28 protein-coding genes are annotated in these 26,651 nt (G+C 63.2%); 11 read left to right on the forward strand and 17 right to left on the reverse strand.

Going from position 1 to position 26,651, the window contains the following annotated elements:
* Window positions 1-160 precede the first annotated feature (160 nt).
* Entirely contained in the window at window positions 161-751 is a 591-nt protein-coding gene (locus tag SAZ10_RS07785; RefSeq protein ID WP_318609110.1) for a nicotinate-nucleotide adenylyltransferase, read from the forward strand.
* A gap of 161 nt (window positions 752-912) precedes the next feature.
* On the forward strand, window positions 913-2,178 hold the full coding sequence (locus SAZ10_RS07790) for an MFS transporter (protein ID WP_318608643.1): 1,266 nt from the start codon (window positions 913-915) through the stop codon (window positions 2,176-2,178).
* Window positions 2,179-2,208: 30 nt separating this feature from the next.
* Here the strand turns inward: SAZ10_RS07790 and SAZ10_RS07795 are convergent, their stop codons facing one another.
* Window positions 2,209-3,018: a mechanosensitive ion channel family protein gene (locus SAZ10_RS07795; RefSeq protein ID WP_318608644.1), complete on the reverse strand. Its 810-nt coding sequence runs from the start codon at window positions 3,016-3,018 to the stop codon at window positions 2,209-2,211.
* 223 nt (window positions 3,019-3,241) lie between these two features.
* Between SAZ10_RS07795 and rsfS the strand changes: the two genes are divergently transcribed.
* The 6 genes from rsfS to SAZ10_RS07825 all read left to right on the forward strand — a co-directional run bounded on the left by rsfS (window position 3,242) and on the right by SAZ10_RS07825 (window position 8,942).
* Window positions 3,242-3,619, forward strand: coding sequence for a ribosome silencing factor (rsfS, locus tag SAZ10_RS07800; RefSeq protein ID WP_318608645.1), 378 nt, complete (start codon window positions 3,242-3,244; stop codon window positions 3,617-3,619).
* A 31-nt stretch (window positions 3,620-3,650) separates the two neighbouring features.
* The gene (gene rlmH / locus SAZ10_RS07805; RefSeq protein ID WP_318608646.1) at window positions 3,651-4,133 is read left to right on the forward strand and encodes a 23S rRNA (pseudouridine(1915)-N(3))-methyltransferase RlmH; all 483 of its coding nucleotides are present in this window, start codon (window positions 3,651-3,653) and stop codon (window positions 4,131-4,133) included.
* Window positions 4,134-4,426: 293 nt separating this feature from the next.
* The gene (locus SAZ10_RS07810) at window positions 4,427-5,761 is read left to right on the forward strand and encodes a murein hydrolase activator EnvC (protein ID WP_318608647.1); all 1,335 of its coding nucleotides are present in this window, start codon (window positions 4,427-4,429) and stop codon (window positions 5,759-5,761) included.
* Window positions 5,751-7,079 carry a S41 family peptidase gene (locus SAZ10_RS07815; RefSeq protein WP_318608648.1) on the forward strand — a complete coding sequence of 443 codons (1,329 nt, stop codon included), beginning with the start codon at window positions 5,751-5,753 and terminating at the stop codon, window positions 7,077-7,079. Before SAZ10_RS07810 ends, SAZ10_RS07815 begins: the two co-directional genes overlap by 11 nt.
* A gap of 130 nt (window positions 7,080-7,209) precedes the next feature.
* The gene (locus SAZ10_RS07820; RefSeq protein WP_318608649.1) at window positions 7,210-8,406 is read left to right on the forward strand and encodes a divergent polysaccharide deacetylase family protein; all 1,197 of its coding nucleotides are present in this window, start codon (window positions 7,210-7,212) and stop codon (window positions 8,404-8,406) included.
* A gap of 2 nt (window positions 8,407-8,408) precedes the next feature.
* On the forward strand, window positions 8,409-8,942 hold the full coding sequence (locus tag SAZ10_RS07825) for an RNA pyrophosphohydrolase (protein WP_318608650.1): 534 nt from the start codon (window positions 8,409-8,411) through the stop codon (window positions 8,940-8,942).
* Window positions 8,943-9,047: 105 nt separating this feature from the next.
* On the opposite strand, the gene SAZ10_RS07830 is transcribed toward SAZ10_RS07825, so the two are convergent.
* The 6 genes from SAZ10_RS07830 to SAZ10_RS07855 form a co-directional block, all read right to left on the reverse strand.
* Window positions 9,048-9,827, reverse strand: a complete 780-nt coding sequence (locus SAZ10_RS07830; RefSeq protein ID WP_318608651.1) for a succinate dehydrogenase iron-sulfur subunit — start codon at window positions 9,825-9,827, stop codon at window positions 9,048-9,050.
* A 7-nt stretch (window positions 9,828-9,834) separates the two neighbouring features.
* Window positions 9,835-10,779: a glycosyltransferase family 25 protein gene (locus SAZ10_RS07835; RefSeq protein WP_318608652.1), complete on the reverse strand. Its 945-nt coding sequence runs from the start codon at window positions 10,777-10,779 to the stop codon at window positions 9,835-9,837.
* Window positions 10,780-10,786: 7 nt separating this feature from the next.
* The gene (gene sdhA / locus SAZ10_RS07840; RefSeq protein WP_318608653.1) at window positions 10,787-12,619 is read right to left on the reverse strand and encodes a succinate dehydrogenase flavoprotein subunit; all 1,833 of its coding nucleotides are present in this window, start codon (window positions 12,617-12,619) and stop codon (window positions 10,787-10,789) included.
* A gap of 2 nt (window positions 12,620-12,621) precedes the next feature.
* Entirely contained in the window at window positions 12,622-13,005 is a 384-nt protein-coding gene (gene sdhD, locus SAZ10_RS07845; RefSeq protein ID WP_318608654.1) for a succinate dehydrogenase, hydrophobic membrane anchor protein, read from the reverse strand.
* Between the two features lies 1 nt (window position 13,006).
* Window positions 13,007-13,423, reverse strand: a complete 417-nt coding sequence (gene sdhC / locus SAZ10_RS07850; protein WP_318608655.1) for a succinate dehydrogenase, cytochrome b556 subunit — start codon at window positions 13,421-13,423, stop codon at window positions 13,007-13,009.
* A 181-nt stretch (window positions 13,424-13,604) separates the two neighbouring features.
* Window positions 13,605-13,964 (reverse strand): hypothetical protein, encoded by a 360-nt coding sequence (locus tag SAZ10_RS07855; RefSeq protein WP_412535189.1) that lies wholly within the window; start codon window positions 13,962-13,964, stop codon window positions 13,605-13,607.
* Window positions 13,965-14,190: 226 nt separating this feature from the next.
* On the opposite strand from SAZ10_RS07855, the gene SAZ10_RS07860 reads away from it, so the two are divergent.
* The gene (locus SAZ10_RS07860; RefSeq protein WP_412535177.1) at window positions 14,191-14,577 is read left to right on the forward strand and encodes a hypothetical protein; all 387 of its coding nucleotides are present in this window, start codon (window positions 14,191-14,193) and stop codon (window positions 14,575-14,577) included.
* 56 nt (window positions 14,578-14,633) lie between these two features.
* Here SAZ10_RS07860 and SAZ10_RS07865 read toward each other — a convergent pair whose 3' ends face one another.
* Window positions 14,634-15,824, reverse strand: a complete 1,191-nt coding sequence (locus SAZ10_RS07865) for a GGDEF domain-containing protein (RefSeq protein ID WP_318608657.1) — start codon at window positions 15,822-15,824, stop codon at window positions 14,634-14,636.
* Between the two features lie 117 nt (window positions 15,825-15,941).
* Between SAZ10_RS07865 and SAZ10_RS07870 the strand changes: the two genes are divergently transcribed.
* Complete coding sequence (locus SAZ10_RS07870) at window positions 15,942-16,247, forward strand: hypothetical protein (RefSeq protein WP_318608658.1); 306 nt, start codon at window positions 15,942-15,944, stop codon at window positions 16,245-16,247.
* Between the two features lie 210 nt (window positions 16,248-16,457).
* Here the strand turns inward: SAZ10_RS07870 and SAZ10_RS07875 are convergent, their stop codons facing one another.
* Window positions 16,458-17,696 carry a GGDEF domain-containing protein gene (locus SAZ10_RS07875; RefSeq protein ID WP_318608659.1) on the reverse strand — a complete coding sequence of 413 codons (1,239 nt, stop codon included), beginning with the start codon at window positions 17,694-17,696 and terminating at the stop codon, window positions 16,458-16,460.
* A 193-nt stretch (window positions 17,697-17,889) separates the two neighbouring features.
* Here SAZ10_RS07875 and SAZ10_RS07880 point away from each other — a divergent pair, with 193 nt between their 5' ends.
* Window positions 17,890-18,999: a branched-chain amino acid ABC transporter substrate-binding protein gene (locus SAZ10_RS07880; RefSeq protein WP_318608660.1), complete on the forward strand. Its 1,110-nt coding sequence runs from the start codon at window positions 17,890-17,892 to the stop codon at window positions 18,997-18,999.
* A 107-nt stretch (window positions 19,000-19,106) separates the two neighbouring features.
* Here SAZ10_RS07880 and leuC read toward each other — a convergent pair whose 3' ends face one another.
* From leuC to SAZ10_RS07920, 8 genes are all read right to left on the reverse strand, one after another.
* Window positions 19,107-20,516: a 3-isopropylmalate dehydratase large subunit gene (gene leuC, locus SAZ10_RS07885; protein WP_318608661.1), complete on the reverse strand. Its 1,410-nt coding sequence runs from the start codon at window positions 20,514-20,516 to the stop codon at window positions 19,107-19,109.
* A gap of 364 nt (window positions 20,517-20,880) precedes the next feature.
* Window positions 20,881-21,408: an MgtC/SapB family protein gene (locus tag SAZ10_RS07890; RefSeq protein ID WP_318608662.1), complete on the reverse strand. Its 528-nt coding sequence runs from the start codon at window positions 21,406-21,408 to the stop codon at window positions 20,881-20,883.
* A 166-nt stretch (window positions 21,409-21,574) separates the two neighbouring features.
* A complete protein-coding gene (locus tag SAZ10_RS07895; protein ID WP_318608663.1) occupies window positions 21,575-22,228 on the reverse strand; it encodes a class I SAM-dependent methyltransferase in 654 nt (217 codons plus the stop codon).
* Between the two features lie 170 nt (window positions 22,229-22,398).
* The gene (locus tag SAZ10_RS07900) at window positions 22,399-23,148 is read right to left on the reverse strand and encodes an amino acid ABC transporter permease (RefSeq protein WP_412535190.1); all 750 of its coding nucleotides are present in this window, start codon (window positions 23,146-23,148) and stop codon (window positions 22,399-22,401) included.
* Window positions 23,149-23,252: 104 nt separating this feature from the next.
* Entirely contained in the window at window positions 23,253-24,050 is a 798-nt protein-coding gene (locus SAZ10_RS07905; protein ID WP_318608665.1) for a transporter substrate-binding domain-containing protein, read from the reverse strand.
* Between the two features lie 185 nt (window positions 24,051-24,235).
* Window positions 24,236-25,213 (reverse strand): sensor histidine kinase, encoded by a 978-nt coding sequence (locus SAZ10_RS07910; RefSeq protein ID WP_318608666.1) that lies wholly within the window; start codon window positions 25,211-25,213, stop codon window positions 24,236-24,238.
* 231 nt (window positions 25,214-25,444) lie between these two features.
* Complete coding sequence (locus SAZ10_RS07915) at window positions 25,445-25,612, reverse strand: DUF1328 domain-containing protein (protein WP_318608667.1); 168 nt, start codon at window positions 25,610-25,612, stop codon at window positions 25,445-25,447.
* Between the two features lie 113 nt (window positions 25,613-25,725).
* Window positions 25,726-26,520, reverse strand: a complete 795-nt coding sequence (locus tag SAZ10_RS07920; RefSeq protein ID WP_318608668.1) for a response regulator — start codon at window positions 26,518-26,520, stop codon at window positions 25,726-25,728.
* Between the last annotated feature and the right edge of the window lie 131 nt (window positions 26,521-26,651).

Consider the following 26,651-nt stretch of genomic DNA (forward strand, 5'->3'; position numbering starts at 1 on the left):
GTTGGCGAAATCAAAGCGGTCGTCCAATCTCCCCCCTTGAGGGGGAGATGTCCGGCAGGACAGAGGGGGGTGCGAAGGGGTGCGACATCTCGGCTCTCAATATTTGCCAAGCCGAGGCTTGAGCGTGCCCTCTTCCGACGTCCCTCCCCGCTACCTCCGCATGCCCCATGCCGGGAAGGGCATGGTGGTCGGCCTGTTCGGCGGCTCGTTCAACCCGCCGCATGCCGGCCACGGACTGGTTGCCGAGATTGCGCTCCGCCGGCTGCGGCTCGACAGGCTCTGGTGGATCGTCACGCCCGGCAACCCGCTGAAGAATTCGCACGAGCTCGCCCCGCTTGCCGAGCGCATCAGGCTGTCCGAAGCGATCGCAAGCGATCCGCGCATCGAGGTCACCGCTTTCGAGGCGAGCCATCATGTCCGCTACACGGCTGACACGCTGGCGCTGGTCAAGGCGCGCAACCCGGGCGTCCACTTCGTCTGGATCATGGGAGCCGACAATCTGCGCGAGTTCCACCGCTGGCAGAACTGGCGCGAAATCGTGCTGACCTTCCCGATCGCGGTGATCGACCGGCCGGGCTCGACGCTTTCCTTCCTGTCCTCGGTGGTCGCCAAGACCTTCGACTACGCCCGCGTCGATGAGGGCGACGCGCCGATCCTTGCCCGCATGCGGGCTCCGGCCTGGACCTTCATTCACGGCCCGCGTTCGTCACTTTCTTCAACCGAGCTCAGGAACGGGCGCGCCGGAGCATGATCCCGAACCGAAGGCCAGCTCAGCATAAAGTTGCAGACTTTTCGGATAAGATCATGCGGTAAGAGCCCCCGTTGATCCAGCGGGGGCAATCGCGCAAGCCAGGCCTGCCAATGTCGTTTTTGCCGCACCGCGGCGGGCGGCGGAGTGCATCCTCTACCGCAATGGTTGAGGCGGTCGACATTGCGCGAGACGACGTCAGGGCGGCGGCAACGCCGGCTCCGGCGATTGCCGTCGCCAGCATCGTCATCTCGATGGCGCTGGTGGCAATCGGCAATGGCCTGGTGTTCGCTTATATCCCAGTCCGTCTCGGAGCCGAGGGCTTCTCCCCGACCTGGGCGGGCAGCATCTTGACCGGCCTCTCCGCAGGCGGCATTGCCGGCTGCCTGCTCACCGGGCGGCTGGTGCAACGCGTCGGACACGCGCGCGCCTATATCGTGCTCTCCGCGTTGATCGTGCTTTCCAACGCGGCGCTCGGCTTCGGCGTGCATCCCGCCACCTGGATCGCCGCCCGTGTGCTCTACGGCTTCGCAGTCTGCGCGATCTTCATCGTCGCGCAGAGTTGGCTGAACGATGCCGTCGACAATCGCATCCGCGGCCGCGTCATGTCCGTGTTTTACGTCGCCTATGTGGCCGGGCTCGGCGTCGGTTACCTCTTGCTGCGCTTCATCGAACTCGGCAATGCCGAAGCGCCCTTGGTCGGCATCCTCTTCACGGCGCTCTCGATGCTGCCGGTCGGCATGACGCGGCTCAAACCTCCCCCCGCTCCGGCGGCCGCATCGATCGCGTTGCGCGCAGCCTGGCAGATCTCACCGGTCGGGTTGGCCGGCATGCTTGCCGCCGGCGGCCTGTCGATGCTGATCACCGGCTTTGCGCCGATCCATGCGATTGCGACCGGTTATTCGCAGGCCGATGTTGCGATGCTGCTGCTTGCGATGCCGCTCGGCACATTGCTTCTGCAGGTCCCGCTCGGCTGGGTCTCTGACCGCACCGACCGCCGTTACGTGCTGATCGCCGCGGCCCTCGTCGTCATGCTCACCGGCGTCTTCGCAATCAATTCCGACAGCGTAGCGCTTGCCGTGATGGTCGCGATCTACATCGTCTGGGGCGGCACGTCGGATTCCATCTATTCGGTAGCCAATGCCCATGCCAACGACCGTGCCGGCAAGGACGAACTGGTCGCGCTGTCGTCGAGTATGATCTTCGCCTGGTCGGTCGCAGGCTTCGTCGTGCCCGGCATAGGCACCGTGCTCACCGGCATCTACGGCACGCAGTCATTCATGTATCTGGTGACCGCTATAGCCGCGGCCTACGCCGCTTTCGTGATATGGCGCGTCATCGCCGCTCGCCGCGCCGAGCCCTCGGCATCGTTCACGCCCATGAGCGCACAGACGCCGGTTCCGGTCGATCCGGCGACGAAGGAGGGCTGAGGGGCAGCGGCAACCTAAAAACACAAGACGCTACTGCTCAGCTCCCTCAGGCTTCCGGAAATGGCTGACGACCTTTTCGGTCAGCTCCGCTTTGGTCGAAACGAAATCACCGGCCGAGGTCCAGTAGCGCAGCGTGATCTTGATGGCACCCTCGCCGAGCTCCGAAACGAATGCCGTTGGCGCCGGTTTCTTCCTCACCCTTGCGTCGGCCGCAGCGACTGCAAGCAGCCTGTTCTCGGCATCGACGACCACGCCGGCGTCCGCGACGGTGACGACAATGTCATTCCGCCGCATGCCGTTGCGGGTGTAGTTGCGGACCGGCTGGTTCCAGAGCGTCGAGTTGGGAGCGAGCAGGAAAACGCCTTCTGCGGTCCGCAGCCGCGTCGCGAAAAGTCCGATTTCCTCGACGAGGCCGGAGATGGCGCCGACCTCGATTTCTTCTCCGATGCGAAATGGTCTCAGCACCAGAAGCATGATGCCCGCTGCTATGTTCTGGAGCGTTCCCTGCAGCGCGAGACCTATGGCCAAGCCGGCGGCGCCGATGGCGGCGATTATGGAGGCTGTCTGCACACCGAACTGGCCGAGCACCATGACGCCTACGAAAATCAGCACCGCATAGCGGCTGACTGCTGCCAGAAAACGCGTGAGCGTCAGGTCGAAGCCATGGATGTGCTTCAGGCCCCCCGCTACCGAGCGCTCGACGAGGCCGGCCACCATATAGCCGACAACGAGAAGCACCACCGCGCCGATGAACGACAGCGAATAGGAGACTCCCAACACATAGAGCTGGTCGAAACCGTTCTGGATTGCCGCGTAAGCGTTGGCGGGGTCGAGTTCCATGGCGCAATTCCTGGTAGAATCTGCCCCGGTAATCGATCGTTCAGCAATCGGTTCCGCCGAATCGGTTATAGAGTCGGACCGGAGGTAATTCTACCGGCCGTCTTGAAACTGTTATCCGACTCTGCCTATCTTTTTGGTGCATCGCCTTGATTGGCGAGCGATTGGTGTTCACGGTTCGAAAGGAACGACTCTGAGAACAGCACTTCGGAAGAAGGCAGATCCCATGCCTTCGCCGGCCGCGCAAAGCCGCAACGATGAGGTCGAACGCGCCATCAAGACAGTCCTTGCCAGTCTGGAAGACTCCAAGGCCGAAAACATCGTCTCCATCGACATTCAGGGCAAGTCCAGCCTCGGCGACTATATGGTCGTCGCCTCCGGCCGCTCGCACCGCCATGTCAGCGCCGTCGCCGATCACCTGATCAAGGCGATCAAGGATGCTGGCCTCGGCCAGGCGCGCGTCGAAGGCCTGTCGGGCGCGGACTGGGTCCTGATCGACTCGGGTGACGTGATCGTCCATGTCTTCCGCCCGGAGATCCGGGAGTTCTACAACATCGAGAAGCTGTGGCAGGCTCCCGATCTCGAGGAAGAGACGATCCACTGAGATCGTCCTGTCTGAGCTTGGTCGTGTCGCGATGCTGATCGCCGTGCATGCGGTCGGCCGCATGAAGGCGGGCCCCGAGCATGAGCTCGCAGCCCGCTACTTCGACCGTTTCGCAAAGAGCGGCCCGGCCATGGGGCTCGAATTCACCGGCGTCACCGAAATTCCTGAAGGCCGGGCGCAATTGGTCGACGAGAGGCGGCGCGACGAGGCCGCGCGGCTCCGCGCCCAGACGGCGAAGGGAGCGGCTCTGATCCTGCTCGACGAACGCGGCAGGAACATCACCTCGGCAGATCTTGCGGCACGGATCCGGGACTTGCGCGACGGCGGCAGGCGCATGGCTGCCTTTGTGATCGGCGGACCCGACGGGCTCGATGCTTCGCTCAGGCAGGACGCCGAGCTGCTGCTCTCCTTCGGGCAGCTCACCTGGCCGCATCAGCTCGTTCGTGTCATGCTCGCCGAGCAGCTCTACCGCGCGACCACCATATTGTCTGGGCATCCGTATCACAGGGCCTGACAAGGGTGACGGGCAATAGGGCAATAGGGCAATAGGGCATCAGAAGCTGCTCGGGGTTCCAGTTCGCAAGCTTTCTTCGCGCGCCCTTCTGTCCCTGCGGTCCCTGTTGCCCTATTGCCTTATTGCCCTATTGCCTTGCTGCCTCAGAGGCAGGCGAACTTCGAATCCGGACACTTCCACCAATTCGACAAATTGATCGATGATCTCTGCGTTTGGGACGGTGGCGGGCCGTATGGTTGACAGTTCGTTAACGAACCGCTTCGTAAGGTCGGTTGGAAAACGAAGCTAGCCCGATGTTCGATCGCAGCCACGCCCGGTTGGGGATTGCGTTGCTCCTGGCGGCCATGATGGTCGCAGCGGTGCCACACGCCCGCGCCCAGGAAATCGACGGCGAGGCCGGCGAGATCGAGGCCCGCCAGGCCGAAAAGCAGGCGGAGCTTGATCGTGTCTCCAAGGAGATCACGCTTTCGGATTCGCGTGTAGCCGCCCTGACGGAAGAGATCGCCGGCATCAAGAAGGATCACGCCTCGATCACCGCGGCCCTGATCCAGGCCGCAAAGACCGAACGCAAGCTCAGCGAGGACATCGAAGGCATCACCAGCAGGCTGGAGGACCTCAAGGAACGGCAGCAGGAGATCCGCCTGTCGCTCTCGGCGCGGCGCGACGTGCTCGCCGAAGTGCTCGGAGCGTTGGAGCGCATGGGATTGAATCCGCCCCCGGCCCTGCTGGTCAAGCCGGAAGACGCGCTGTCCTCGATACGCAGCGCGATCCTGCTCGGCGCCGTGGTGCCGGAGATCCGTGGAGAGACGGAGAAGCTGATGGCCGACCTTACCGAGCTGTCGCGTATCGCCGCCACGATCGAGGCCGAGCGCGGACGGTTGACGAAGACGGTCGAGCAGCAGGCGGAGGAAAAGAAGCGGCTGAGCCTGCTGCTGGACGGCAAGAAGGACCTGCAGGACAAACAGGAGGCTGCACTCGCCGATGAGCAGAGCAAGGCCGCAGCCCTGGCAGAACAGGCGGGAAGCCTGAAGGATTTGATCGCGTCGATCCAGAAGGAGATCGAGGACAAGCGCTCGGCGGAGGAGAAGGCAAGACGAGCCGAGGAGGAGCGCAAGCGGCGTGAGGCGGCGCTTGCCGCCATGTCCGTCCCGGAGCTCAACCGGCTCGCCGGACCTCAGCCATTCTCAGCGCTGATGAAGCAGATTGCATTGCCGGTCGCCGGCGCCGTCGCGCGTCATTTCGGCGACGATGACGGTAACGGCGGAGTGATGCATGGCGACACGGTTACAACACAATCGGGCGCGATTGTGACGGCACCTTCGGACGGGGATGTGCTCTATGCGGGACCGTTCCGCTCCTACGGTCAACTCTTGATCCTGAACGCTGGCGACGGCTATCATGTCGTGCTGGCGGGAATGGGTAGAATCAGCGTCGTACCAGGCCAATCCGTCCTCGCAGGCGAGCCGGTCGGCGTTATGGGCGAAGCAGGGGCGATGAGCGCTTCGGCTTCAGGCAATGGAAAAACCGTCCCGGAACTCTACATTGAGTTCCGAAAGGACGGTAAACCCGTCGACCCGGCCCCTTGGTGGTCGGTGAGGATGTCTGGAAGGACAGGAAATGATACGTAAATTGTCGCTACTGCTTGCCGGTGCGCTAATGGGCGCGTCGGCGATGAGCCTGGTCTACGGCGGAGTGCCGGGCTCGGCCGCCAACGCTGCCGGCTCCGATACCTACAAGCAGCTCGCGATCTTCGGCGACATCTTCGAGCGCGTACGCAATCAGTATGTGACGCCGCCCGACGAGAAGTCGCTGGTCGAGAATGCCATCAACGGCATGCTCACCTCGCTCGATCCGCATTCGTCCTACCTCAATGCTGAAGCCGCGAAGGACATGCGGGTTCAGACCAAGGGCGAGTTCGGCGGCCTCGGCATCGAGGTCACAATGGAAAACGATCTGGTCAAGGTGATCACGCCGATCGACGATACGCCCGCGGCCAAGGCCGGCGTGCGCGCCGGCGACTTCATCTCCGAGATCGACGGCGAGAGCGTCCAGGGCCTCACCCTGAACGACGCGGTCGAGAAGATGCGCGGCCCCGTAGACACGCCGATCAAGCTGACGATCCTGCGCCAGGGCGCCGACAAGCCGCTCGAGATCACGGTCGTGCGCGATATCATCAAGGTGAAGGCCGTCAAGTTCCGCGTCGAGAACGACGTCGGTTACATGAAGATCACATCCTTCACGGAAAAGACGTTCGACGATCTGCAGAACGCGATCGACACGATCAAGAACCAGATTCCCCAGGACAAGCTCAAGGGCTACGTGCTTGACCTGCGTCTCAACCCGGGCGGACTGCTGGATCAGGCCGTCAGCGTCTCCGACGCCTTCCTCGATCGCGGCGAGATCGTCTCGACCCGCGGCCGCGATCCCAAGGACATATCGCGCTTCGATGCCCGGCCCGGCGACCTGACGGACGGCAAGCCGATGATCGTGCTGATCAACGGCGGATCGGCGAGCGCTTCCGAAATCGTGGCCGGTGCGTTGCAGGACCAGCGGCGCGCGACGGTGGTAGGCACACAGTCCTTCGGCAAGGGCTCGGTGCAGACCATCATCCCGCTCGGCGAAAACGGAGCGCTGAGGCTCACGACGGCGCTCTACTACACGCCGTCGGGCAAATCGATCCAGGGCAAGGGCATCACGCCCGACATCAAGGTCGACGAGCCGGTGCCGGAGGATTTGAAGGGCCGTGACGTGGCCCGCGGCGAATCCTCCCTCAAGGGCCACATCAAGGGCGTTGACGAGAATTCGCAGGGCTCCGGCTCGGCCGCCTATGTGCCGCCGGATCCGAAGGACGACGTCCAGCTCAACACTGCCTACGAGCTGCTCAGGGGCCAGAAGACCGATCCGGCCTTCCCGCCCCATCCCGACAAGGCGGTGCTGAACCAGTAAGCCTCTCAGCGGTCCGCGCATGGGGGCCGGATCGCTGGCCGAGTTTCTCGAGTTGCTGCCGGAGTCAAAATGGCTCCGGCAGTTTTGACTCAAGGCCCCCGAGGACGGCTTGCGATCGGGGGTCTCGCCTTTGAAACAGCTTCCGCGATCAACCAATCTGGAGCGGCCGCTCGGACAGGGTTTGAAGCGTCCGAGCCGGCCGACATGGATTCGGGCGATCGACCGCCGCTCCTTGGGGACCGCGGTCGCGGCGCTATGCATGATCGTTGCGGCAGGGGCCATTTCGCTGCGCGAGCGGCCATTTCGAATTCCCGCCCAGGTGGTGACGACCACTCCGGAAGCTGCTGCCCCGGCGAGTGCGGGCGAGGCGACAGCTGCAGCCGGTTCCAGGCTCAATTCCGAAAGCGATCGAACTGCCCCGGCCGGCCCATCGATCATCAGGGTCAACCCCGACGATACGAAGGCCGCGGAGGCGAGGAATGTCGTCGTCATCCGCGACCCTTCGGCGATCGGCCAGAACCTGCGCATCGCGCACCTGCCGGACAAGGCGCTGATCGAGGCATCCGATACCGGTCCGCTGCCGATCCGCGCCGCGGATGGACGGCGGCCGTTCGACGTCTATGCGCGACCGTGGTCCGGTGCGCGCGGGGCACGTATAGCGCTCGTCATCGGCGGACTTGGCGTATCGCAGACCGGTACGCAGGAAGCGCTCGAAAAGCTGCCTGCGGAGGTCACGCTCGGCTTTGCCGCGCAGGGCAACAGCCTCGGGCGATGGATGCAGGTGGCGCGCCACGGCGGCCACGAGATCGTCATGCAGGTGCCTCTGGAACCGTTCGACTATCCGAATGTCAACCCCGGCCGCAACACGCTGACGGTCGGTGCAAGTGCTGACGAGAATGTCGAGAAGCTGCACTGGTCGCTGTCGCGCATCACCAACTATACGGCGATCATGAACTATATGGGCGCGCGTTTCTCGGCAGACCCGGCCGCCATGGGACCGCTGATGGCCGAGCTCGGCAGGCGCGGCCTCGCCTATCTCGACGACGGCTCCTCGGCACGCAGCGTGGCTCCGGACCTGGCCTTGAAGAACGGCGTTCCCTTCGCAGTCTCCGACGTGACGATTGACGGCGTGCAGGACCGCGGCGAGATATTGAAGAAGCTCGACCAGCTCGAGCGGACAGCACGTGCCAAGGGTTTTGCGGTGGGCACGGGCTCGGCCTTCGAAGTGACGGTCGATGCGGTCTCTGCCTGGGTCGGCGAAGCCAAGAAGCGCGGCATCGAGATCGTCCCGATCTCGGCAGTCGCAAGCGATCCTGAACGAGGATGATCATGGTCAAGGAAAAGCTGGGCAAGCGCCTGGTCGACCCGCAATCCCTGCCCTACCGGCCCTGCGTCGGCATCATGGTGCTGAACCGCAAGGGGCTCGTCTGGACCGGCCGAAGGGTCGCCGAGGAGAATTCCGAATATGATGGCTCGCCGCAGCTCTGGCAGATGCCGCAAGGGGGCATCGACAAGGGCGAAGACCCGCTGCCGGCCGCCCGCCGCGAGCTCTATGAGGAGACCGGCATCGAGACCATCTCGCTGCTCGCCGAGGCGCCCGGCTGGATCAACTACGACCTGCCCCCCGACCTCGTCGGCATCGGGCTGAAAGGCAAATATCGCGGGCAGACCCAGAAATGGTTCGCCTTCCGCTTCGAAGGCGACGAGCAGGAAATCCGCATCAACCCGCCGCCCGACGGCCATCCGGCCGAGTTCGACGAGTGGGAATGGAAGCCGATGGCCGAATTGCCCGAACTGATCGTGCCCTTCAAGCGCAAGGTCTACGAGCAGGTCGTCGCGGCGTTTCGGCACCTTGCGGGGTAGCGGAAGGGAAGTGCCGGGGCAGTTTACTTTTTTCCGCAGAAGGGCCGCGGCGCTTCAAAACTGGTGCAGGCGGAAAAAAGTAAACTGTCCCCTGCGCAACCCCGTTCAGACCCGCCGCTCCACCATCATTTTCTTGATCTCGGCGATCGCCTTGGCGGGGTTGAGGCCCTTCGGGCAGGTCTGCGCGCAGTTCATGATGGTGTGGCAACGGTAAAGCCGGAACGGATCCTCGAGATTGTCGAGCCGTTCGCCCTTTGCCTCGTCGCGTGAATCGATCAGCCAGCGATAGGCCTGCAGCAGCGTGGCAGGTCCGAGATAACGCTCGCCGTTCCACCAGTAGCTTGGGCACGAGGTCGAGCAGCAGGCGCAGAGGATGCACTCGTAGAGCCCGTCGAGCTTGGCGCGGTCTTCGTGGCTCTGCAGCCATTCCTTCGCGGGCTGGGGCGACACCGTCTTCAGCCATGGCTCGATCGAGGCATGTTGTGCATAGAAATTGGTGAGGTCGGGCACGAGGTCCTTGACCACGGGCATGTGCGGCAAGGGATAGACCTTCACCGGACCGGAGATGTCGTCCATGCCCTTTGTGCAGGCAAGCGTGTTGCCGCCGTCGATGTTCATGGCGCAGGAGCCGCAAATGCCCTCTCGGCAGGAACGGCGCAGCGTCAGCGTCGGATCGACCTTGTTCTTGATCCACAGCAGCGCGTCGAGCACCATCGGCCCGCAATCGTCGAGGTCGACGAAGTAGGTGTCGACGCGAGGGTTCTCGCCATCGTCGGGCGACCAGCGGTAGACGCGATATTCGCGCAGCCGCGTCGCACCTTCCGGCTTCGGCCAGGTCTTGCCCTGTCTGATCTTGGAGTTCTTGGGAAGTGCGAGTTCGACCATGCGGACCTCAATCCTTGGCGGCAGGAGCCGCCGGTTCGTTCTTCGGATAGCCTTCGGGCAGCCAGCGCGCCGTATTCGCGGCAAGCAGCGTCCATGGCCTGCCCTGCATGGCGTTCCACCAGAGCGCCAGGCGCAGGCCGGACCTGCGCGCCACCTGCAGAGCAAGGTGGACAGGGTCGCGACGCTTGACGTGCCGGTTCGGCGCCCTGCCTGAAACCATGGTGCTCGACGCGCCGGACTGCATGACGACCCAGGGCGAGACGTGGGCGATGTCGAGGCCATGCGTGCCCTGGCTCCAGAGGAAGTCGTCCACGGGCATGCAGAGCTTGTCGATTTTCTCGAGAAGCCGCTCGGCTGCATGCCGCGTCAATATGTAAGCCGCACCGCCGGAACGGGGCCGCAGCGAGCGCACGAGCATGTTGTTGCGGCCGAGCGGCCGGATCGGGATAGCGAGGCGACCACCGGAGCGAGGAATGCCTTCGAGCTTGACGATATCGATCGGCGGTCCCTCGCCGAGGAGCGCGCCGACAGCCTCCTCGAAGCCGGCCTGCGGCTCGGCATCGTCCTCCAGGATCAGGCCGCGCTCATGGCCGCTTGCCAGGAATTGCCGCCAGGCCGAGAGATGGCTCGCCAGGCATGCCTCCTCGACCAGCGAAAAGATACGAAAACGGTAGGGATTCCAGCCGACCCCGTCGGGCGGCAAGATAATCTTCTGCCCACGCACGGCAAGCGCCGCATCCGGATCGCGGCGCGCGTCGATGGCAGGCGTGCGATAGAGTGGCCAGGGCAGCTTGCCGAAATAGCGATCGATCGTCGCCCAGCGGTCCGGCGAGCGATCGAGGTTGACGGCGAAGATGCCGAGCGGGGCAGCGCTGCCGACCGCCGTCAGGTCACCGGCGCTACGCTTTTCCGCTGCAGCCTGGCTCGCCATCCCGCCTGCGACCGCGTTCACCGCTGCCTCAATACACTCGCGCCTTCGGCGCGATCTTCTTCGGGTCGATGCCGCCGTCCTCCGGCTTGAGCAAGGGCTCGGTATGCACCGGCCGGTAGCCGAGCCGCACGTCGCCCTTCGCATCGACCCAGGAAAGCGTGTGCTTGCGCCAGTTCTCGTCGTCGCGATTCGGGAAATCTTCCCGCGCATGCGCGCCGCGGCTCTCCTTGCGCGCCTCGGCCGAGTAGACCGTGGTGATCGCATTCGCCATCAGGTTCTCGAGCTCCAGCGTTTCGACCAGGTCGGAATTCCAGATCATCGAGCGGTCGGTGACCTTGATGTCGGGGAGTTCGCGCCAGATCGCCGAGATCCGCCGGCGACCTTTCTCGAGCGATTCCTGGGTGCGGAACACGGCGGCGTCTTCCTGCATGGCACGCTGCATGTCCTCGCGAAGCATCGCAGTCGGCTTCGATCCGCTGGCGTGGCGCAGCCGGTCGAAGCGGTCCATGATCTTCTCGACATAGGCAGCGTCCGGGGTCGGGACGGCCGAGGCGCGGTCGATCACCTTGCCGGCCCGGAGCGCCGCGGCACGGCCGAAGACGACAAGGTCGGTGAGCGAGTTGGAGCCGAGCCGATTGGCGCCGTGCACGGAGGCGCAGGCCGCCTCTCCCGCCGCCATCAGCCCGGGCACGATCGCATCGGGATTGTCCGGCGTGGGGTTCAGTGCCTCGCCGTGATAGTTGGTCGGGATGCCGCCCATGTTGTAGTGCACGGTCGGCAGCACCGGGATCGGCTCGCGCGTCAGGTCGACGCCGGCGAAAATCTTGGCGCTTTCGGTGATGCCCGGCAGCCTCTCGTGCAGCACTGCCGGATCGAGATGGTCGAGGTGCAGATATATGTGGTCCTTGTTCTTGCCGACGCCACGTCCCTCTCGAATCTCCAGCGTCATGCAGCGCGAGACCACGTCGCGCGAGGCGAGGTCCTTGGCCGAGGGCGCATAGCGCTCCATGAAGCGCTCGCCCTCCGAATTCACGAGATAGCCGCCCTCGCCGCGCGCGCCTTCGGTGATGAGGACGCCCGCGCCGTAGACCCCGGTCGGGTGGAACTGCACGAACTCCATATCTTGCAGCGGCAGGCCCGCGCGAGCCACCATGCCATTGCCGTCGCCCGTGCAGGTATGCGCCGAGGTGCAGGAGAAATAGGTGCGGCCATAGCCGCCGGTCGCAAGCACCGTGATCTTGGCGGCGAAGCGGTGGATCGTGCCGTCGTCCAGGTTCCAGGCGACGACACCGGTGCAGGCACCGTTCTCGTCCATGATCAGGTCGAGCGCGAAATATTCGACGAAGAACTGCGCCTTGTACCTGAGCGACTGGCCGTAGAGCGTGTGCAATATCGCGTGGCCGGTCCTGTCGGCGGCTGCGCAGGTGCGCTGCACGGGCGGCCCGTCGCCGAACTCGGTCATGTGGCCTCCGAACGGCCGCTGGTAGATCTTGCCGTTCTCGGTACGCGAGAACGGCACGCCGTAATGTTCGAGCTCATAGACCGCCGCCGGCGCCTCGCGCGCCAGATATTCCATGGCGTCGACATCGCCCAGCCAGTCCGAGCCCTTGACCGTGTCGTACATGTGCCACTGCCAACTGTCGGGCCCCATGTTCTTGAGCGAGGCAGCAATGCCGCCCTGCGCGGCGACCGTATGCGACCGCGTCGGGAAGACCTTGGTGATGCAGGCGGTTCTGAGGCCTTGCTCGGCCATGCCCAGCGTGGCGCGCAGCCCGGCGCCACCGGCGCCGACGATCACCACGTCGAATTGATGGTCGACATAGGTGTAGGCCTTGCCGCCGATTGCTGCCGAAGCTGCCACGCTCAGCCTCCGAATGCCAGTTTGAGAATGGAGAAGACAGCGATCACCCCGACGATCACGCAGAAGAAGATGTTCAGCATGAGAAGCGAGACTTTCAGGCCTTCGCCGTGAATGTAGTCCTCGATGATCTCCTGCATCCCGAGCCGCATGTGATCGAGGCTGAGCACGATGAACAGCGCAAGCAGGAGCGCGACGAGCGGCTGCGAGAGCGACGCCCGAACCTCGGCGTAGCCCGCACCGTTCAGCGAAATGACGAAGCCGATGAAGAAGAGGGTCAGCGGCACAAGGGCGACGGAAGTCACCCGGATGCGCCAGAAATGTCCTGTGCCGTCCTTGGCCGAGCCGAGGCCGCGAACCTTCGCGAGAGGTGTACGCATGTCGGCCATCTCAGAACGCTCCCCGCGCAGCATAGGCGGCAACCCATATCAGGATCGTCAGCGTAACGGACCCGATCAACGTCGCCCAGGCGAGTCGGGTGGACGTTTCCTTCTCCATGCCGGTGCCGGTGTCCCAGATGAGGTGACGAAGCCCGCCGAGGAGATGGTGCAGCAGGGCCCAGGTATAGCCGAACATGACCAGCCGGCCGATCCAGGAGCCGTAGATGAAGTTGACGAAATCGAAATAGCTCTGGGAGGTGGCCGCTGCGATCAGCCACCAGGCGACGAGGAGCGTGCCGAAATAGAGCGCGCCGCCGGTGATGCGATGAAGGATCGACATCAGCATCGTCGCCGGCCATCTGTACACCGTCAGGTGAGGTGAGAGCGGGCGCTCTTGCGGCCGTGCGCGGGTGGCTGTTGACGTCATGGCTCCCCCAGTTCGGCGGTTCCGGGCGCCGCCCACCAAAACCGCCATTCGCGGTTCTGGCAGCGACGCGAGTGCCGCTTAACTAATGCTCTTTTTGCACTGCGTCAAAGCCGAAAAATCGTTTTAATGCATCAATTTAGAACCCGCTCGAAGTTCAATCGTTTGAACCGTTTTGCCCCTCCTAACGGGTGCAGGCCAGCGGCTCCTCCCCGCTTTTCATGAACAGGGCTTCGCGGCCATCCAGGACGAGCGCATAGGGCTGCTCGCCGTAGCGGGCCCTCTGCGCCGGAGGTGCGGCCGGAAGCTCGATGGGTTCGCCTGCGCCACTCAGGATACGAACCGAAGAACCGAGGTTCTCGATCGTCATCATGCCGCCGTCGGCGCAGCTGTATGTGGCGGTTGCCGGCTGTGTCGACATTTCGTCGGTTGCAGCCGAAACGACGCTGGCCGTCTTGTGCGTCGGTTCGGTGGTGCACGCTGCCGTCGCGAGCGCGACCGAGATCACAGTAATCGAGGTTACCCGGCCGAGCGACGAAAGCATGCCGCGCAAGCTAGCTGCTTCGCGTGCAAAAGATCAATGGCTGCCGGCGAGAAGTTGCCGAACTGCAGAGTGACGAAAGGTCAGCCGCAATGCCGCGACATTCGTCGAAATTAACCATAACAGCCGAACGAACTGTCGCGAGCGCGGCTGACCCGGTGACAAAGGTTAATAAAAGGTTAACGTAGCTCGCTGCGAGGCTGGAGCCTCGACGAAGGGGGAGGACGGGATGCGTCTTGTGAACCGCTTGCCGACCATAGCGCGGATTTCGATTGCATTCCTGACGGCAGGAATGACGGTGTTTTCGGCAGCCGATGTGCTCGCCTGGTCCCGGTTTCACGACCATGTCTATGCCGATTCATTCGGCAATCTGGTGATCCAGAGCCCCTCCGGCTACAAGCGGATCGTCGTCGGCCAGGGCCACCTTGCCCGGCAATTGTCGAAATACGAGCGCGCGAGCGACCCGGAGGTCGTCTATCTCGATGAGGGCGGTGATCGTTCCGACGACGGCTACGCGTACGGCGACTGCTTCCGGCCGCCTTACATATTCAAGGGCCGCAGCTATATGTATGGCCTGCCCGACGGCGTAATCCCGCAGGCGCCTTGTGCGAACTGACTTGGGGTCCCGAACCGAAGGTCAGAGCGGCTGACGCCCGATAATCACGGCTGCCGCTAGCTGGCCGACCGCAACGACGGACGGATGCGACTCGGTCGCGCAATGCGCACGCAGTCACGACCCTCGTCCTTCGCTGCGTAAAGAGCAGCGTCGGCCCGGACCAGCAATTCGGATATGTTTTCGCCCTGGGCGAGCTCGGCTACGCCGAAGCTGGCCGTGAACCGGCGATCCTTGGGGAAGCCGTCGATGGAAATCGCGGCAAAAGCACCTCTGGCACCTTCCGCGAAGAGCCGAGCTGCCGCCAGATTGGCGCCGGGCAGGATGATTGCGAATTCCTCCCCTCCGATGCGGCCAGCGACATGGTGATCATCGGCGACGTTGCGCAGGAAACCGGCGAAGGCGGCGATGACCCGGTCACCCATGGCATGACCGTAATTGTCATTGATCGACTTGAAGTGGTCGAGATCGGCAATGACCAGCGAGACCGGCATCCGCTGCCCGGCCGCGCCTGAAAGAGCGCGTGCCGCGCGCTGCTCGAAGCCGCGCCGGTTGAGAAGCCCGGATAGCGTGTCGGTCTCGGACTTCATGGTAAGGTCGAGCAGAAGCCCGTGGACGAGCACGACCAGCGTCATGAGCGCCACCCCGATCCCGAAGATCGTGCCCAATCCCATCGAGATCATGGCGTAGCTGGTTTGCAGATAGGCTTGGGGGTTGGTTCCCCAGCCTCCAAGCGCGTGGGCGATAAAAGGCTTGGCCAGAAAGTGCAACGAGCTCAAGCAGAGCAGCACGGTAAACGCCCAGTCGATCATGCGGCGTTTCGGCGGCGACAGGATGAGCCCGACGGCGATCGCCTGCATGATTGAATAAGGCGCCTGATAGATCATCATGCGCTCGAACGAATGCCGGGGCAGATCCTGCGAGAGAAAGACTGCCAGGATAGAAAGCAGGAAGACTGCAGCCATGAGCCACCACGGCGCCGAAACGGCGTATTTGCGCGCGACGCCGACGTTGAAGGCAACCATCGCGGCAAGAACCAGCCCGAAGGACAGCGTGACGATATAGCGCGAATCGACGGTAAGCGGAACGAGCGCCTCGACCGCGTAGGACGACATTCCCAGCGCATAGCAGAAGGCGAGCCAGCGCGGCGCCGTCCGCATGCGATCGAAAATGGCGATCATCACAAAAGACGCGGCCAGCAAGCCGGCCACGACAAGATTGATCGCGAGAATGGACCCCGCACCGGTCATTCGGCTTCATGCTCCCCAAGCGAAGGTTTACTGTCGGCACGGGAAAAAAGCCGTTAACACCGTGCGGAACCGGCCAGACGAAAAGCGGTTCTTTGGATGGCAGAAAGGGCATTGAAAATGGCCGAAACCACAACACTTACCGACCATGAAGCGATCCGCGACTGGGCTGCCGCGCGCGCCGGCTCCCCAGCCATCGTCGACGCCTCGGCTCAATCAGGGATCCAGCCCATCCTGCGCATCGTCTTCGATGAGCAGGCCTATGAGGATCAGGACCAGCCGGAACGACCGCAGAATGCCGGCGGCTACGAACTCGTCGAATGGGACGAATGGTTCAAGATCTTCGATGAGGAAGAGCTGGCGCTGGTCGTGGCCAAGGATACTCCTGGCCAGCGCGAGAGCTTCCATGAGATCATCAGGCGCTAGCGAAGCTGACGAAGCTTTGCCTGCGGCAGCGCGTAGCTCGGCCGCGCGACGCGGACACAGTCGCGGTCATCCCTCTTTGCCGCATCGAGGGCAGCCACGGCCGGGGCGGGCAATTCGGCAATGCCTTCGCCACGGCCACGGTCAGTTCGGCCACACCGAAGCTTGGATCGAGTAGACGGCGAGCCGCGGGCGGGCTTTCCCCTCGCGAGCCTAACCCGGATTTCCCAAGCCGCCGACACCATAAAGAGTTGATCGGGCAGCTTTGTCGCGAGGGAAGGCGGATGGCCGCGTATAGCTCGGCCGCGCGACGCGGACGCAGTTGCGGCCCTCCCTTTTTGCCAAATAGAGGGCAGCGTCGGCCCGGGCGAGCAATTCGGCGACGCCCTCGCCTTGGATGAGTTCGGCAACGCCGAAGCTTGCGCTGAAGCGCCGGCTCTCGGGCAACCCCTCGACTGCGAGCATCGCGAAAGCGGCTCTGGTGCCCTCCGCGAAAAGCCGCGCGGCTGTGAGATCGGCGCCGGGCAGGATGATCGCGAATTCCTCGCCGCCGATACGGCCTGCCGCATGCTCTGCCGCGGTCGCCTCACGAAGGAAGCCGGCGAAGCCCGAAATGACCAGGTCGCCTGCAACGTGACCCAGATCGTCGTTGACCTGCTTGAAGTGGTCGAGGTCGCAAATGACGAGTGAAACCGGGACGCCGCGCCGTTCGACATCCGCCAGGATCTTCGATGTCCGCTCCATGAAACCGCGCCGGTTGAGCAGGCCCGAAAGCGGATCGGTCTCGGATTCGCTGCGCAGCTCTGCGATCAGGTCGAGCGCGATGCTGGCAATCAGCGTGAGCGCGATCGCAATGGAGAGGATCGCGTGGGTCAAAAGCACCGTGGTCCAATAGATGGACCGGTAGAAGCCTTCATAGGTCTCGTAAGGGCCGTCGACATACATGCACAGCAGAGGGCGGACGAAGAAATTCAGGCCGGCCGCGAGGGCGAGGCCGAGCAGCACTCGATGGATCGCGGTTCTGCCCTGGATGGCCCTGAGCTCGGCGCCTGCCACCAGGCACATGGCTCCGAGCGCAAAATTGATCGAATAGATTCGCCAGGGGAGATCCGGGTCGACGAACATGAACCAGCAGAATGCGCCCAGGCCGCCGGCCGTCAGCACGCCGAACGCCAATATCGGTACCCGTCGCCCGCAGCGGCTGATTATCGCGCTCGCGATGCACAGCGTGGTCGTGAAGAACAAGACGTTAGAAGCCACTTTCGTGGCATTGAAGCCCGGCGGCAGGATGAAATACTGCAACAGAAAACCGCCGGCCGCCGCCGCATAGCCCAATGCAAGAACGGCAACATGCCTATGCCGCCGTTGATACAGCCACAGCGCGAAAAATGCCGTCGCCAGGACAAGCGAAATCGACGGATTCAGCAGCGCAATGTAAAGCCCATTCTCCAATCGATAGCCCAGCCAGCTCTTCCCCTAACGGCAGATAGTAACGGCCAGCCCCCAACAAGCAGTTAAGTCGATGGCGGCCTCACATTTCCGCTCCGTTGCGAGTTGCCGCCAAATGCCACCGATGCGCGTCGGGATCGATGCGCGGCCGCAAACGTTACCGGAGCACAGTCGGAGATAACCATCGAGGCAATTCATGAAGATCGCTGTAGGTGCACCGCTGTCCGGAATGGCTGCCGCACTGGGCCGCGAGATGGCGCAAGCAATTGAGATGGCCGTCTATGATGCGAATCAGGCCGGCGGCATCGACGGCCGCAGGATCGAGGTCTGGACGCTCGATGATGGGGGAGATGAGGAGGAAGGGCTGCGCGCGGCTCGCTCCTTCATCGCGGACCACCAAGTGCTGGCGGTCGTCGGACATTACAACAGCAACGTCACCTTGCGCGCGGCGCCGCTCTATCATGAGGCCGGGCTACCGCTGATTGCGCCGATAGTGTCGAACCCCAAGCTGACGCATTCGGGTTGGCAGAACGTTTTCCGCTTTACCAACAGTGACGATGCGACGGCCGCGGCGATCGCCGGCTATATGATTCATCAACTGGGGAAACGCCGTGCTGCGGTGGTGACGACTGCTACCGTCTACGGGACCAGCATGGGCGACGAATTCGTCCGTGCTTTCGAACGCCTGAGCGGAACGGTGCTGGAGCGCTACAAGGTAGAAGAAGGGGCGAAGGACTTCGCAGATCTGGTCGGTCATTTGCCGGCCGACATGGACGCGCTGTTTTACGGCGGCACGTTCGAAGGCGCACCTCTGCTGCGGGCGATGCGCTCGCACGGCCTCAGTCAGCTTTTCGCGACGGGCGACGGCTGTTGGGACATAAGCAACTTTCTGGAACCGACCGGGGCGGCCGCGGAGCAAGGAGAAGGCGTGCTCGTTCTCTCAGCCTGTCCCGAGATCGGCAGCGTGCAAGGCACTCGAGAATTCGCAGCCCGCTATGAGCGCCGTTTCGGTCCGGTCTGCAACTATGCGGTCAATGCCTACGATTCTGCGATGACCCTGATCGCGGCGATTCGAGATGCCGCAACCGCAGGCGGGTCGCCACCTGACCGCCTCCGGATCTTGAACGAACTCCGGACCGCCAAGAGGCAAGGCATTGCATATCCGGAGCCGATCAGCTGGGACCAATACGGTGATAACGTCGCCTCCGTCACGGCATTGCACACCGTCTCGGACGGCCAATTCCGTCAGGTCGCGCTGATCCCTGGTGAGCGCATCGGATCAGAAATGGAAAATCCGATGCTCTGACAGGCCTCGCTCCAAGCCGCATCGGAAATTCCACGCGCCCAAAGGATGGCGCGGCGTACCGATCCTGCTGGATTGCACGCCGCCGCACGGATGGACGGTGTTATTTGCTAATGCCAGTCTCGGATATCGACGAAATGGCCGGCGATAGCCGCCGCTGCCGCCATCGCCGGCGAGACGAGGTGAGTGCGGCCCTTGAAGCCCTGGCGACCCTCGAAATTGCGGTTCGAGGTCGAGGCGCAACGCTCCTGCGGTTTCAGCCGATCGTCGTTCATCGCAAGGCACATGGAGCAGCCGGGCTCGCGCCAGTCGAAGCCGGCGGCGATGAGGATCTTGTCCAGCCCTTCCGCCTCGGCCTGCGCCTTCACGAGGCCCGAGCCGGGCACGATCATTGCGTTAACGCGAGGATGCACCTTCCTGCCTTCGGCCACTTTGGCCACGGCCCGCAGGTCTTCGATACGGCCGTTGGTGCACGAACCGATGAAGACCCGATCGAGCGCGATATCGGTGATCTTGGTGCCCGGTGTCAGGCCCATATATTCTAGCGCGCGCTTCTTGGAATTGCGCTTGTTCTCGTCCTCGATCGTTTCAGGGTCCGGCACGACGCCGGTCACGGCCACGACATCCTCCGGCGAGGAGCCCCAGGAGACGATCGGCGGCAGCTTCGCCGCGTCGAGAACCACGACCTTGTCGAAATGCGCGCCCTCGTCCGTACGGAGCGTCTTCCAGTACTCCATCGCCATGTCCCAGGCCGCGCCCTTCGGCGCCTTCGGCCGGTCCTTGATATAGGCGAAGGTCGTCTCGTCCGGCGCGATCAGGCCGGCGCGCGCGCCGCCCTCGATCGACATGTTGCAGACGGTCATGCGCCCTTCCATGGAAAGCGAGCGTATCGCCTCTCCGGCATATTCGATGACATGGCCCGTGCCGCCGGCCGTACCGATCTCTCCGATGATGGCGAGGATGATGTCCTTGGCGGTGACGCCTTCCGGCAGCTTGCCGTCGACGCGCACCAGCATGTTCTTCGCCTTCTTCTGGATCAGCGTCTGGGTAGCAAGCACATGCTCGACCTCGGATGTGCCGATGCCATGCGCCAGGGCACCGAAGGCGCCATGCGTGGAGGTATGGCTGTCGCCGCAGACGATCGTCATGCCGGGCAGCGTGAAGCCCTGCTCCGGGCCGATGATGTGGACGATGCCCTGCCGGCGATCTTTTTCGGAATAGTACTCGATGCCGAAATCGACCGCGTTCCTGGCCAGCGCCTCGACCTGGATGCGGCTCTCCTCGTTCTTGATGCCGAGGACGCGGTCGGGCGAAGTCGGCACATTGTGGTCGACGACGGCGAGCGTTTTTTCGGGATGCCGCACATTGCGGCCAGCCATGCGCAGGCCTTCGAAAGCTTGCGGGCTCGTCACCTCATGCACGAGGTGGCGGTCGATATAGAGGAGACAGGTGCCGTCGTCCTGGCGGTCGACGACATGGTCGTCGAAGATCTTGTCGTAGAGGGTGCGCGTTGCGCTCATGATCGTGATCCGTTGAATGGGAAACTGCTGGAGACGGCCGCCCGATCAAAGCGGTGGCCGGGATTCTGGCTGTGCGGATCAGGAAAGTCGGCTGGTCAGCGCGCCGGAAATCCGGGCGAAGAATCGCGCAGGCAGGCGCTTGTGGTCCTGCAGCACGAAGCCCTTATAGGCCGGATCGCCAAACAATTCTTCCATGCGCGTGCTCATACCAGCCTTTGGCCGCAACGGCAATCGCAGGGGTACCAGGGCCTGATCCCGAACCGAAGGTCAGCGCAGCAAAACCTTGCCGAGCTTTCGGATGAGATCGCGCTGCAAAGAGAAGAGCGAGAGCAGGATGAATGACCCCGCTCGAATTCATCATACCCTATCGTTCCGTATGTTCCCGCTGATGCCTGGCGTCGGCGCCCTGCTCCGGCTGTTTGTCCTCCAGCCGCACTTCCAACGCGCGTATCACACAAAGCACCGTCACTGCCAGCAAGGTGGCAAGGCCGCCGATCTGCCAATAGCCGAAGCCGCAGGCGAGCCCGACCGCCGCCGCAAGCCAAAGGCCGGCGCCGGTCGTGATCCCGATGACATGTCCGCGCGCGAACACGATGAAGCCGGTCGCGAGAAAAGCGACGCCGGAGGTCACGGCCTCGATCGTGCGGACCGGATCGAGTCGCGTCAGCGGTGCCACGAAGGCAGAACTGTGTGCCAGCTCCAGGGTGATGATGGCGATGACTGCGGCAGCAAGGCACACGAGAATGTGCGTTCGCAAGCCCGCCGGACGCTTGCGCCATTCACGCTCGAAGCCGACGATCCCACCAAGAATCGCGGCAAGCAGCATTCGCGCCGCGATTGCCGTGAACGGCAGCCATGTGTTGGGGCCGATTTGGCCGATGAACTCCTGCATCTTGCGCCTCGGTCAGTCCCCGAAACGCTCAGCAGTCGGCGCCGTCCCTAGGTAGGTTCCGCAAAAGTGCCCCCGCGGCCTTGCGATTAGAACCTGCGACAACCGAAGCACTGTAGCGGCCATTCGTGGGACCCTGGGACCACGCACGAATGACTGGTTGGACAGATCACATGATCTCGAACACGAAAGCCTTTACCTGCGCCTCGGGCTCGGCGACGGCATAGGCACGGAACCAGTCGCTCTCCTCGACCGGCCGCCACTTGCCGCGCCTCTCCAGCTCGGCAAAGACTGCGTGGAAGCCGCCCGCTTCAAGCACCTGATCGCGCACGGTGAAGATCGCGTGGCCGCCCTTCTCCGTGATACGCGCCAGCTCATGGAGGCCTGCAGCCGGTGCATGGCCAATGGTGAAAACGCCGGTCGAGAAGAAGGCGCGGAAATATCCGTCGGGCCACGGCAGCTGGCTGCCGAGCTCGGCCTGCTTCAGCTCGCCATAGGCGCCGCGGCTGCCGGCGATGGCCAGCATGTCCGCCGACAGGTCGAGACCTGCGATGTCGCCGTAGCCCAGGGCCTTGAGAGCCGGCCCCGAAAGGCCGGTGCCGCAGCCGGCGTCGAGCAGCGGTCCCTCGCCGGCCGGGACATAGCGCGTTACCCAGGCGGTGATCTGGAAGGGCAGACAATAGCCGAGCGCCGCGGTCTCACCGTCATAGGTGGCCGCCCATTTGGCGTAGCCGGCCGCAAGCTCCTCGGGCGTCTTGGCCGAATAGACAAGGTCGAGCGCCGCGGCTGCCTGCTCTGTGATGCTCGTCTGTTCGCTGCTCATCAGGGGAAACCTGCCGTCGCAAAGGGGGATGCGTCAATCCCCTTTTGACGTGCCGCGCAGCGCGGTCGCGGGCGCACTATGCATCGGCCGAAAAGTGCGAAGCAGTTTTCGGACGAATCCGATGCGCAAACAAAGAGAGCGGCATGGTGATTCAATTGAACGCACGCAGTCTAGTTGGCATATTGCCTGCGCAGCCGCTTTTCGAGCGCGCGCAAGGCCAGCGAAAGGCTGATCGTCAGGAGCAGGTAGATATACGCCACGATCGAGTAGGTCTCGAAGAAGCGGAACGAGCCGGCGGAGTAGATCTTGCCCATCTGGGTTATGTCGGCGACGCCGAGCACCGAGACGAAGGAGGAATCCTTCACCATGGTGACGAAGTCGTTGCCGAGCGGTGGCAAGATGGTGCGCATCGCCTGGGGGAATACGATCAGGCGGAAGCGCTGCCAGCTCGATAATCCGAGCGCTTTGGCTGCCTCGATCTGGCCCTTCTCGACCGACTGGATTCCTGCCCGAAAGACTTCCGCGATGAAGGCGGAATAGCCGATCGTTATGGCAATGATGGCGCGCCAGAGCAGCGACACGTCGCGCACGAGAAGCTCGTCGATCAGCCCGGCCTCGCGCAGCGGAGAGGTCATGCTGTTCCAGATCGCAACGAAGGCCGGCACGCCGGCAAAAGCAATCCAGAAGAGGAGCACCAGAAACGGCACGCCCCGGCATATCTCGACATAGAACCGCGCGAACTGGCGCAGCCAGATCGAACCCGACAAGGCCATCAGCGCCAGACACAAGCCGAGCGTGGAAGCCAGCGTGAAGCCGACGATCGTGACGTAGATTGTCATTCCGATACCGGCCGCGACGGTCGCGAAAATCTGCGAATAGAGATCGCTCGCGGCGATGCCTATCGCCGCGAGCGCCGCGATGGCGACCGCGGCGACGAGCCAGTACGGGAAATCCTGCCGCTCAGACCTCGATCCAGCGGGGGTGCGGGGATGCGCCGTCTCCGCCGCGGCCTGATCGAGGGCGGTCACTTCGCGGGCTTATAGTCCACGAACCACTTCTGGGTGATCTTGTCCAAGGTGCCTTCGGCCTTGAGCGCCGCGATTCCCGCGTTGATTGACGCCACGAGGTCCGAGCCCTTCGGGAAGATGAACCCGAAATCCTCCGCCTGCAGCGGCTCGCCGATCAGCTTCAGCTTGCCGCCGGAATTGGCAGTGATCGATTTGCCGGCTGCGCTGTCGGTGAGCACCAGGTCGACATCGCCCGCCTGCAGCGCCGCGACGGTGGCCGCGAAGGTCTCAAAGAGCTTGATGCGCGGATTCTGCTCATTTCCGTCGAGCACATTATAGACGGCGACATAGAAGGGCGAGGTCCCGGCCTGCGCGCCGACCAGCAGCTTGTCATTGGCGGCGAAGCTCTTCGGGTCCGCGAAGCGGCTCTCGTCGGCGCGCACCAGCATGAAGATCTCGGATCGCATATAGGGATCGGAGAAGTCGACTTTCTGCTTGCGCTCGTCATTGATCGTGATGCCGGTCATGCCCATGTCGTACTGCTTGTCCGAAACGGCTTGGATCATCGCATCCCAGGAGGTGTTCTGGTATTCCACCTTGAAATTCAGCCGCTTCGCCAGCTCTGCGACCGCATCATACTCCCAGCCGATGGCCTTGCCGCTCGCCGGATCGACGAACTGCAGCGGGAAATAGGCGTTCTCGGTCACCACGACCACCTTCTTTCCGCCGAGATCGGGCAGCGCCTGGGCGTTGGCCGCAAACGGCGTGAGAAGGACGGTCAGCAAGGCTGCCGCCAAGAATTTCAGCTTGGTCATGATTTGCTCCCTGATTGAACGCCCGTTGCCCCCCGGGCATCGGTCGCGGCCGAATTTACCTGTCCGCGCACGGCATGCAAGCTTCAGCGCAGCCGGCAAGTCTAAGAAGCAAAGGGATTTTCGTCGGCTACTGCCGATGGCGATCGGCAGGCGGCATCCGCGTCATGGTCCGGGCAAGGCAGGCGCTATTCCAGCTCGAAACTGCCGGCCGGAATGCTCAAGCTGTATTCCAGCTCGCGCTCTCCGATCGTAAGCCTTGCCGATCCGTTGAGCGCGGCCGGCACCACCCGCTCGAGCGCCACGCTGCCGAACCGCCTTTCCCCCGCCGCGGCGCTATGCGGCGCGATCACCTCTCGCCAGCCGAGGGTGAAGGAACCGGCATCGCCTCTTTCTGCGTTGATGGTCACGAAGCCATTCGCCTTCGCCAATGCGCCGTAACTTACGGAGTTCACGGCAAGTTCGTGCAGGGCGAGCCCGATATGCAATGCTGCATTTGGGTTGAGGTAAGGGTTCACGCCTTCAATGTGCAGGTGGCGGGCGGGATCCGTCACGTAGCGCCCGACCTGGCCGAGCACCAGCTCGCGCAAGTCGGCGCCGCGCCAGTTGGACGACGTGACAAGGTCCTGTGAGGAGGCAAGCGACTGCAGCCGGCCACGGAACCGGGCGAGAAATCCGTCGATCGTACCCGAATAGCGGCCCGTCTGGGTGGCTATGCTCTGGATGATCGCCAGCAAATTCTTGGAGCGGTGGCTCACTTCGCGCAGCAGCGCGCGCAACGTCTGCTCGCGCCGCTTCCGGTCGGTGACATCGATTGCGGTGGTGATCACGCCGTTCACCACGCCGTCGGCCGATTTGTCGGCGTCGACCGAAATCTCGTACCAGGAAACGCCGTCGCCGTCAGGTACACGGATTTCGAGGCTCTCCGGCTTGCCGGATTGCTGCACTGCTTTCTTGGCATCGACGACCCGCACCGCCTCGCCATCCGGCAGGAACTCGAAATCGGTCATCCCTGCCAGATCGTGGTCGCTCCAGCATGCCGGCACGTTCTGCGCCCAGACGACGCGCAGCGAGAGATCCTGATAAATGAGCGAAATGCCGGTATGGCGGAGCGCGCGCATGAGGCTGCGGCTCAGCTCGACGTTTCCCTCCGGGAGCCTGTTCACATCGCCCACGCCCACGACCTTTTGCCGGCCCTTTGCAGATCCTCCTCCCAGCGGACTCATAAATCAAAACCCGCAAGTGACTAACAAAGTGCGGATTGAACGGCCAACTTCGAAACAAGTTCCGCCGGCCAAAGATTCACGGAGAACTTTGACCGGCGGCTTTGAAAACCGCTTGAGGGGATCGGTTTCCAAGAGCTGACGAATTCAACACCCCTGCTTGATCCTATTGCATCATCCGGCGCGCCGGAACAGCCCGGCAATGAGCGAAATGATCAGGAAGGCGAGAAAGATGAAAAACAGTATCTGCGCGATCCCGGCAGAAGTTCCTGCGATACCACCGAAGCCGAGTGCACCAGCAATAATCGCGACGACTAGAAAAACGAGTGCCCAGTAGAGCATTTCTACCTCCTAGAGCTTTCGAGAGACGAACGTGTGGTCAAGGGATTTAGTTCCACACTTCATCTCAACGCTGCTCCGTCGAGCTGGTTCTACTGTCACTTGGCTTTGCGACATCAGGCAGCCGCCTTCGCCTGTCTGTCGAAGAACAGAGCCTGACTGATCAATGCCTTCACCATTTCCGGATTGAACGGCTTTGTTACGAGGAAGGCGGGTTCGGGGCGCTCGCCGGTGAGCAGGCGCTCGGGAAAGGCGGTTATGAAGATCACCGGGACGGAAGCCGATTGGAGCATCTCGTTGACGGCATCGATGCCGGAACTTCCGTCGGCGAGCTGGATATCGGCGAGGATCATTTTCGGCCGTGTCTTGTTGAACAGCGCCATCGCTTCCTTGTGCGTCCGCGCGGTACCGACGACCCGATGGCCGAGACTCTCCACCATCTGCTCGATATCCATCGCGATCAGCGGCTCATCCTCGATGATCAGAACGTCTGTCGCCACCTGGCGCGATATCTCGGCGCTTGCCTGGCTGATATACGACTGGAACTCGCCTTCAGTTACATCCAGGATTTCGGCAGCCTCCTCGTCGGTGAAGCCTTCCACGGCGACGAGCAGGAAGGCTTGCCTTGGCCGCGGCGACAACGAAGCGAGGTTGGCCGACGCGCGCTGCTCCCAGGCAGAAGCCGGCGTCTCCTGGGGCACCCTGACGGCAATCGAGGTGAAGAGCTTGGCGAACAGCTTGTAGAGCGCGATGCGGTCGTTGGAGGCCTGGGGGAAAATGCCGACGTCGGCGATCACCGCTTCGAGCACTGCTGCGACAAGCGCATCTCCACTCGTCTGCGAGCCTGAAGCCGCCCGGGCAAAGCGGCGGAGGAAAGGCAGGTGGGGGGCAATTCTTGCGGACAAAGTCATGGTCGTCTCCCTCAAATGACGTTAAGTCCTGGCAGTCGCGGGAATAGCTCGCGTAGAATGCGACTTCAACACGGCCGAAAACGCCGCCTGGGAGAAAAAGTTCCGGGGTAAGGAACCTAATCCTGATGCGG

Origin of the sequence: Mesorhizobium sp. BAC0120, assembly GCF_033542235.1 — a bacterium.
Taxonomy (GTDB): domain Bacteria; phylum Pseudomonadota; class Alphaproteobacteria; order Rhizobiales; family Rhizobiaceae; genus JAWRCU01.

Coding starts and splice junctions, on each gene's coding strand:
- SAZ10_RS07785 (WP_318609110.1), top strand. CDS start 161: ATGCCCCATGCCGGGAAGGGCATGGTGGTCGGCCTGTTCGGCGGCTCG.
- SAZ10_RS07790 (WP_318608643.1), top strand. CDS start 913: ATGGTTGAGGCGGTCGACATTGCGCGAGACGACGTCAGGGCGGCGGCA.
- SAZ10_RS07795 (WP_318608644.1), bottom strand. CDS start 3,018: ATGGAACTCGACCCCGCCAACGCTTACGCGGCAATCCAGAACGGTTTC.
- rsfS (WP_318608645.1), top strand. CDS start 3,242: ATGCCTTCGCCGGCCGCGCAAAGCCGCAACGATGAGGTCGAACGCGCC.
- rlmH (WP_318608646.1), top strand. CDS start 3,651: ATGCTGATCGCCGTGCATGCGGTCGGCCGCATGAAGGCGGGCCCCGAG.
- SAZ10_RS07810 (WP_318608647.1), top strand. CDS start 4,427: ATGTTCGATCGCAGCCACGCCCGGTTGGGGATTGCGTTGCTCCTGGCG.
- SAZ10_RS07815 (WP_318608648.1), top strand. CDS start 5,751: ATGATACGTAAATTGTCGCTACTGCTTGCCGGTGCGCTAATGGGCGCG.
- SAZ10_RS07825 (WP_318608650.1), top strand. CDS start 8,409: ATGGTCAAGGAAAAGCTGGGCAAGCGCCTGGTCGACCCGCAATCCCTG.
- SAZ10_RS07830 (WP_318608651.1), bottom strand. CDS start 9,827: ATGGTCGAACTCGCACTTCCCAAGAACTCCAAGATCAGACAGGGCAAG.
- sdhD (WP_318608654.1), bottom strand. CDS start 13,005: ATGGCCGACATGCGTACACCTCTCGCGAAGGTTCGCGGCCTCGGCTCG.
- sdhC (WP_318608655.1), bottom strand. CDS start 13,423: ATGACGTCAACAGCCACCCGCGCACGGCCGCAAGAGCGCCCGCTCTCA.
- SAZ10_RS07855 (WP_412535189.1), bottom strand. CDS start 13,964: ATGCTTTCGTCGCTCGGCCGGGTAACCTCGATTACTGTGATCTCGGTC.
- SAZ10_RS07860 (WP_412535177.1), top strand. CDS start 14,191: ATGCGTCTTGTGAACCGCTTGCCGACCATAGCGCGGATTTCGATTGCA.
- SAZ10_RS07865 (WP_318608657.1), bottom strand. CDS start 15,824: ATGACCGGTGCGGGGTCCATTCTCGCGATCAATCTTGTCGTGGCCGGC.
- SAZ10_RS07870 (WP_318608658.1), top strand. CDS start 15,942: ATGGCCGAAACCACAACACTTACCGACCATGAAGCGATCCGCGACTGG.
- SAZ10_RS07880 (WP_318608660.1), top strand. CDS start 17,890: ATGAAGATCGCTGTAGGTGCACCGCTGTCCGGAATGGCTGCCGCACTG.
- leuC (WP_318608661.1), bottom strand. CDS start 20,516: ATGAGCGCAACGCGCACCCTCTACGACAAGATCTTCGACGACCATGTC.
- SAZ10_RS07890 (WP_318608662.1), bottom strand. CDS start 21,408: ATGCAGGAGTTCATCGGCCAAATCGGCCCCAACACATGGCTGCCGTTC.
- SAZ10_RS07895 (WP_318608663.1), bottom strand. CDS start 22,228: ATGAGCAGCGAACAGACGAGCATCACAGAGCAGGCAGCCGCGGCGCTC.
- SAZ10_RS07905 (WP_318608665.1), bottom strand. CDS start 24,050: ATGACCAAGCTGAAATTCTTGGCGGCAGCCTTGCTGACCGTCCTTCTC.
- SAZ10_RS07915 (WP_318608667.1), bottom strand. CDS start 25,612: ATGCTCTACTGGGCACTCGTTTTTCTAGTCGTCGCGATTATTGCTGGT.
- SAZ10_RS07920 (WP_318608668.1), bottom strand. CDS start 26,520: ATGACTTTGTCCGCAAGAATTGCCCCCCACCTGCCTTTCCTCCGCCGC.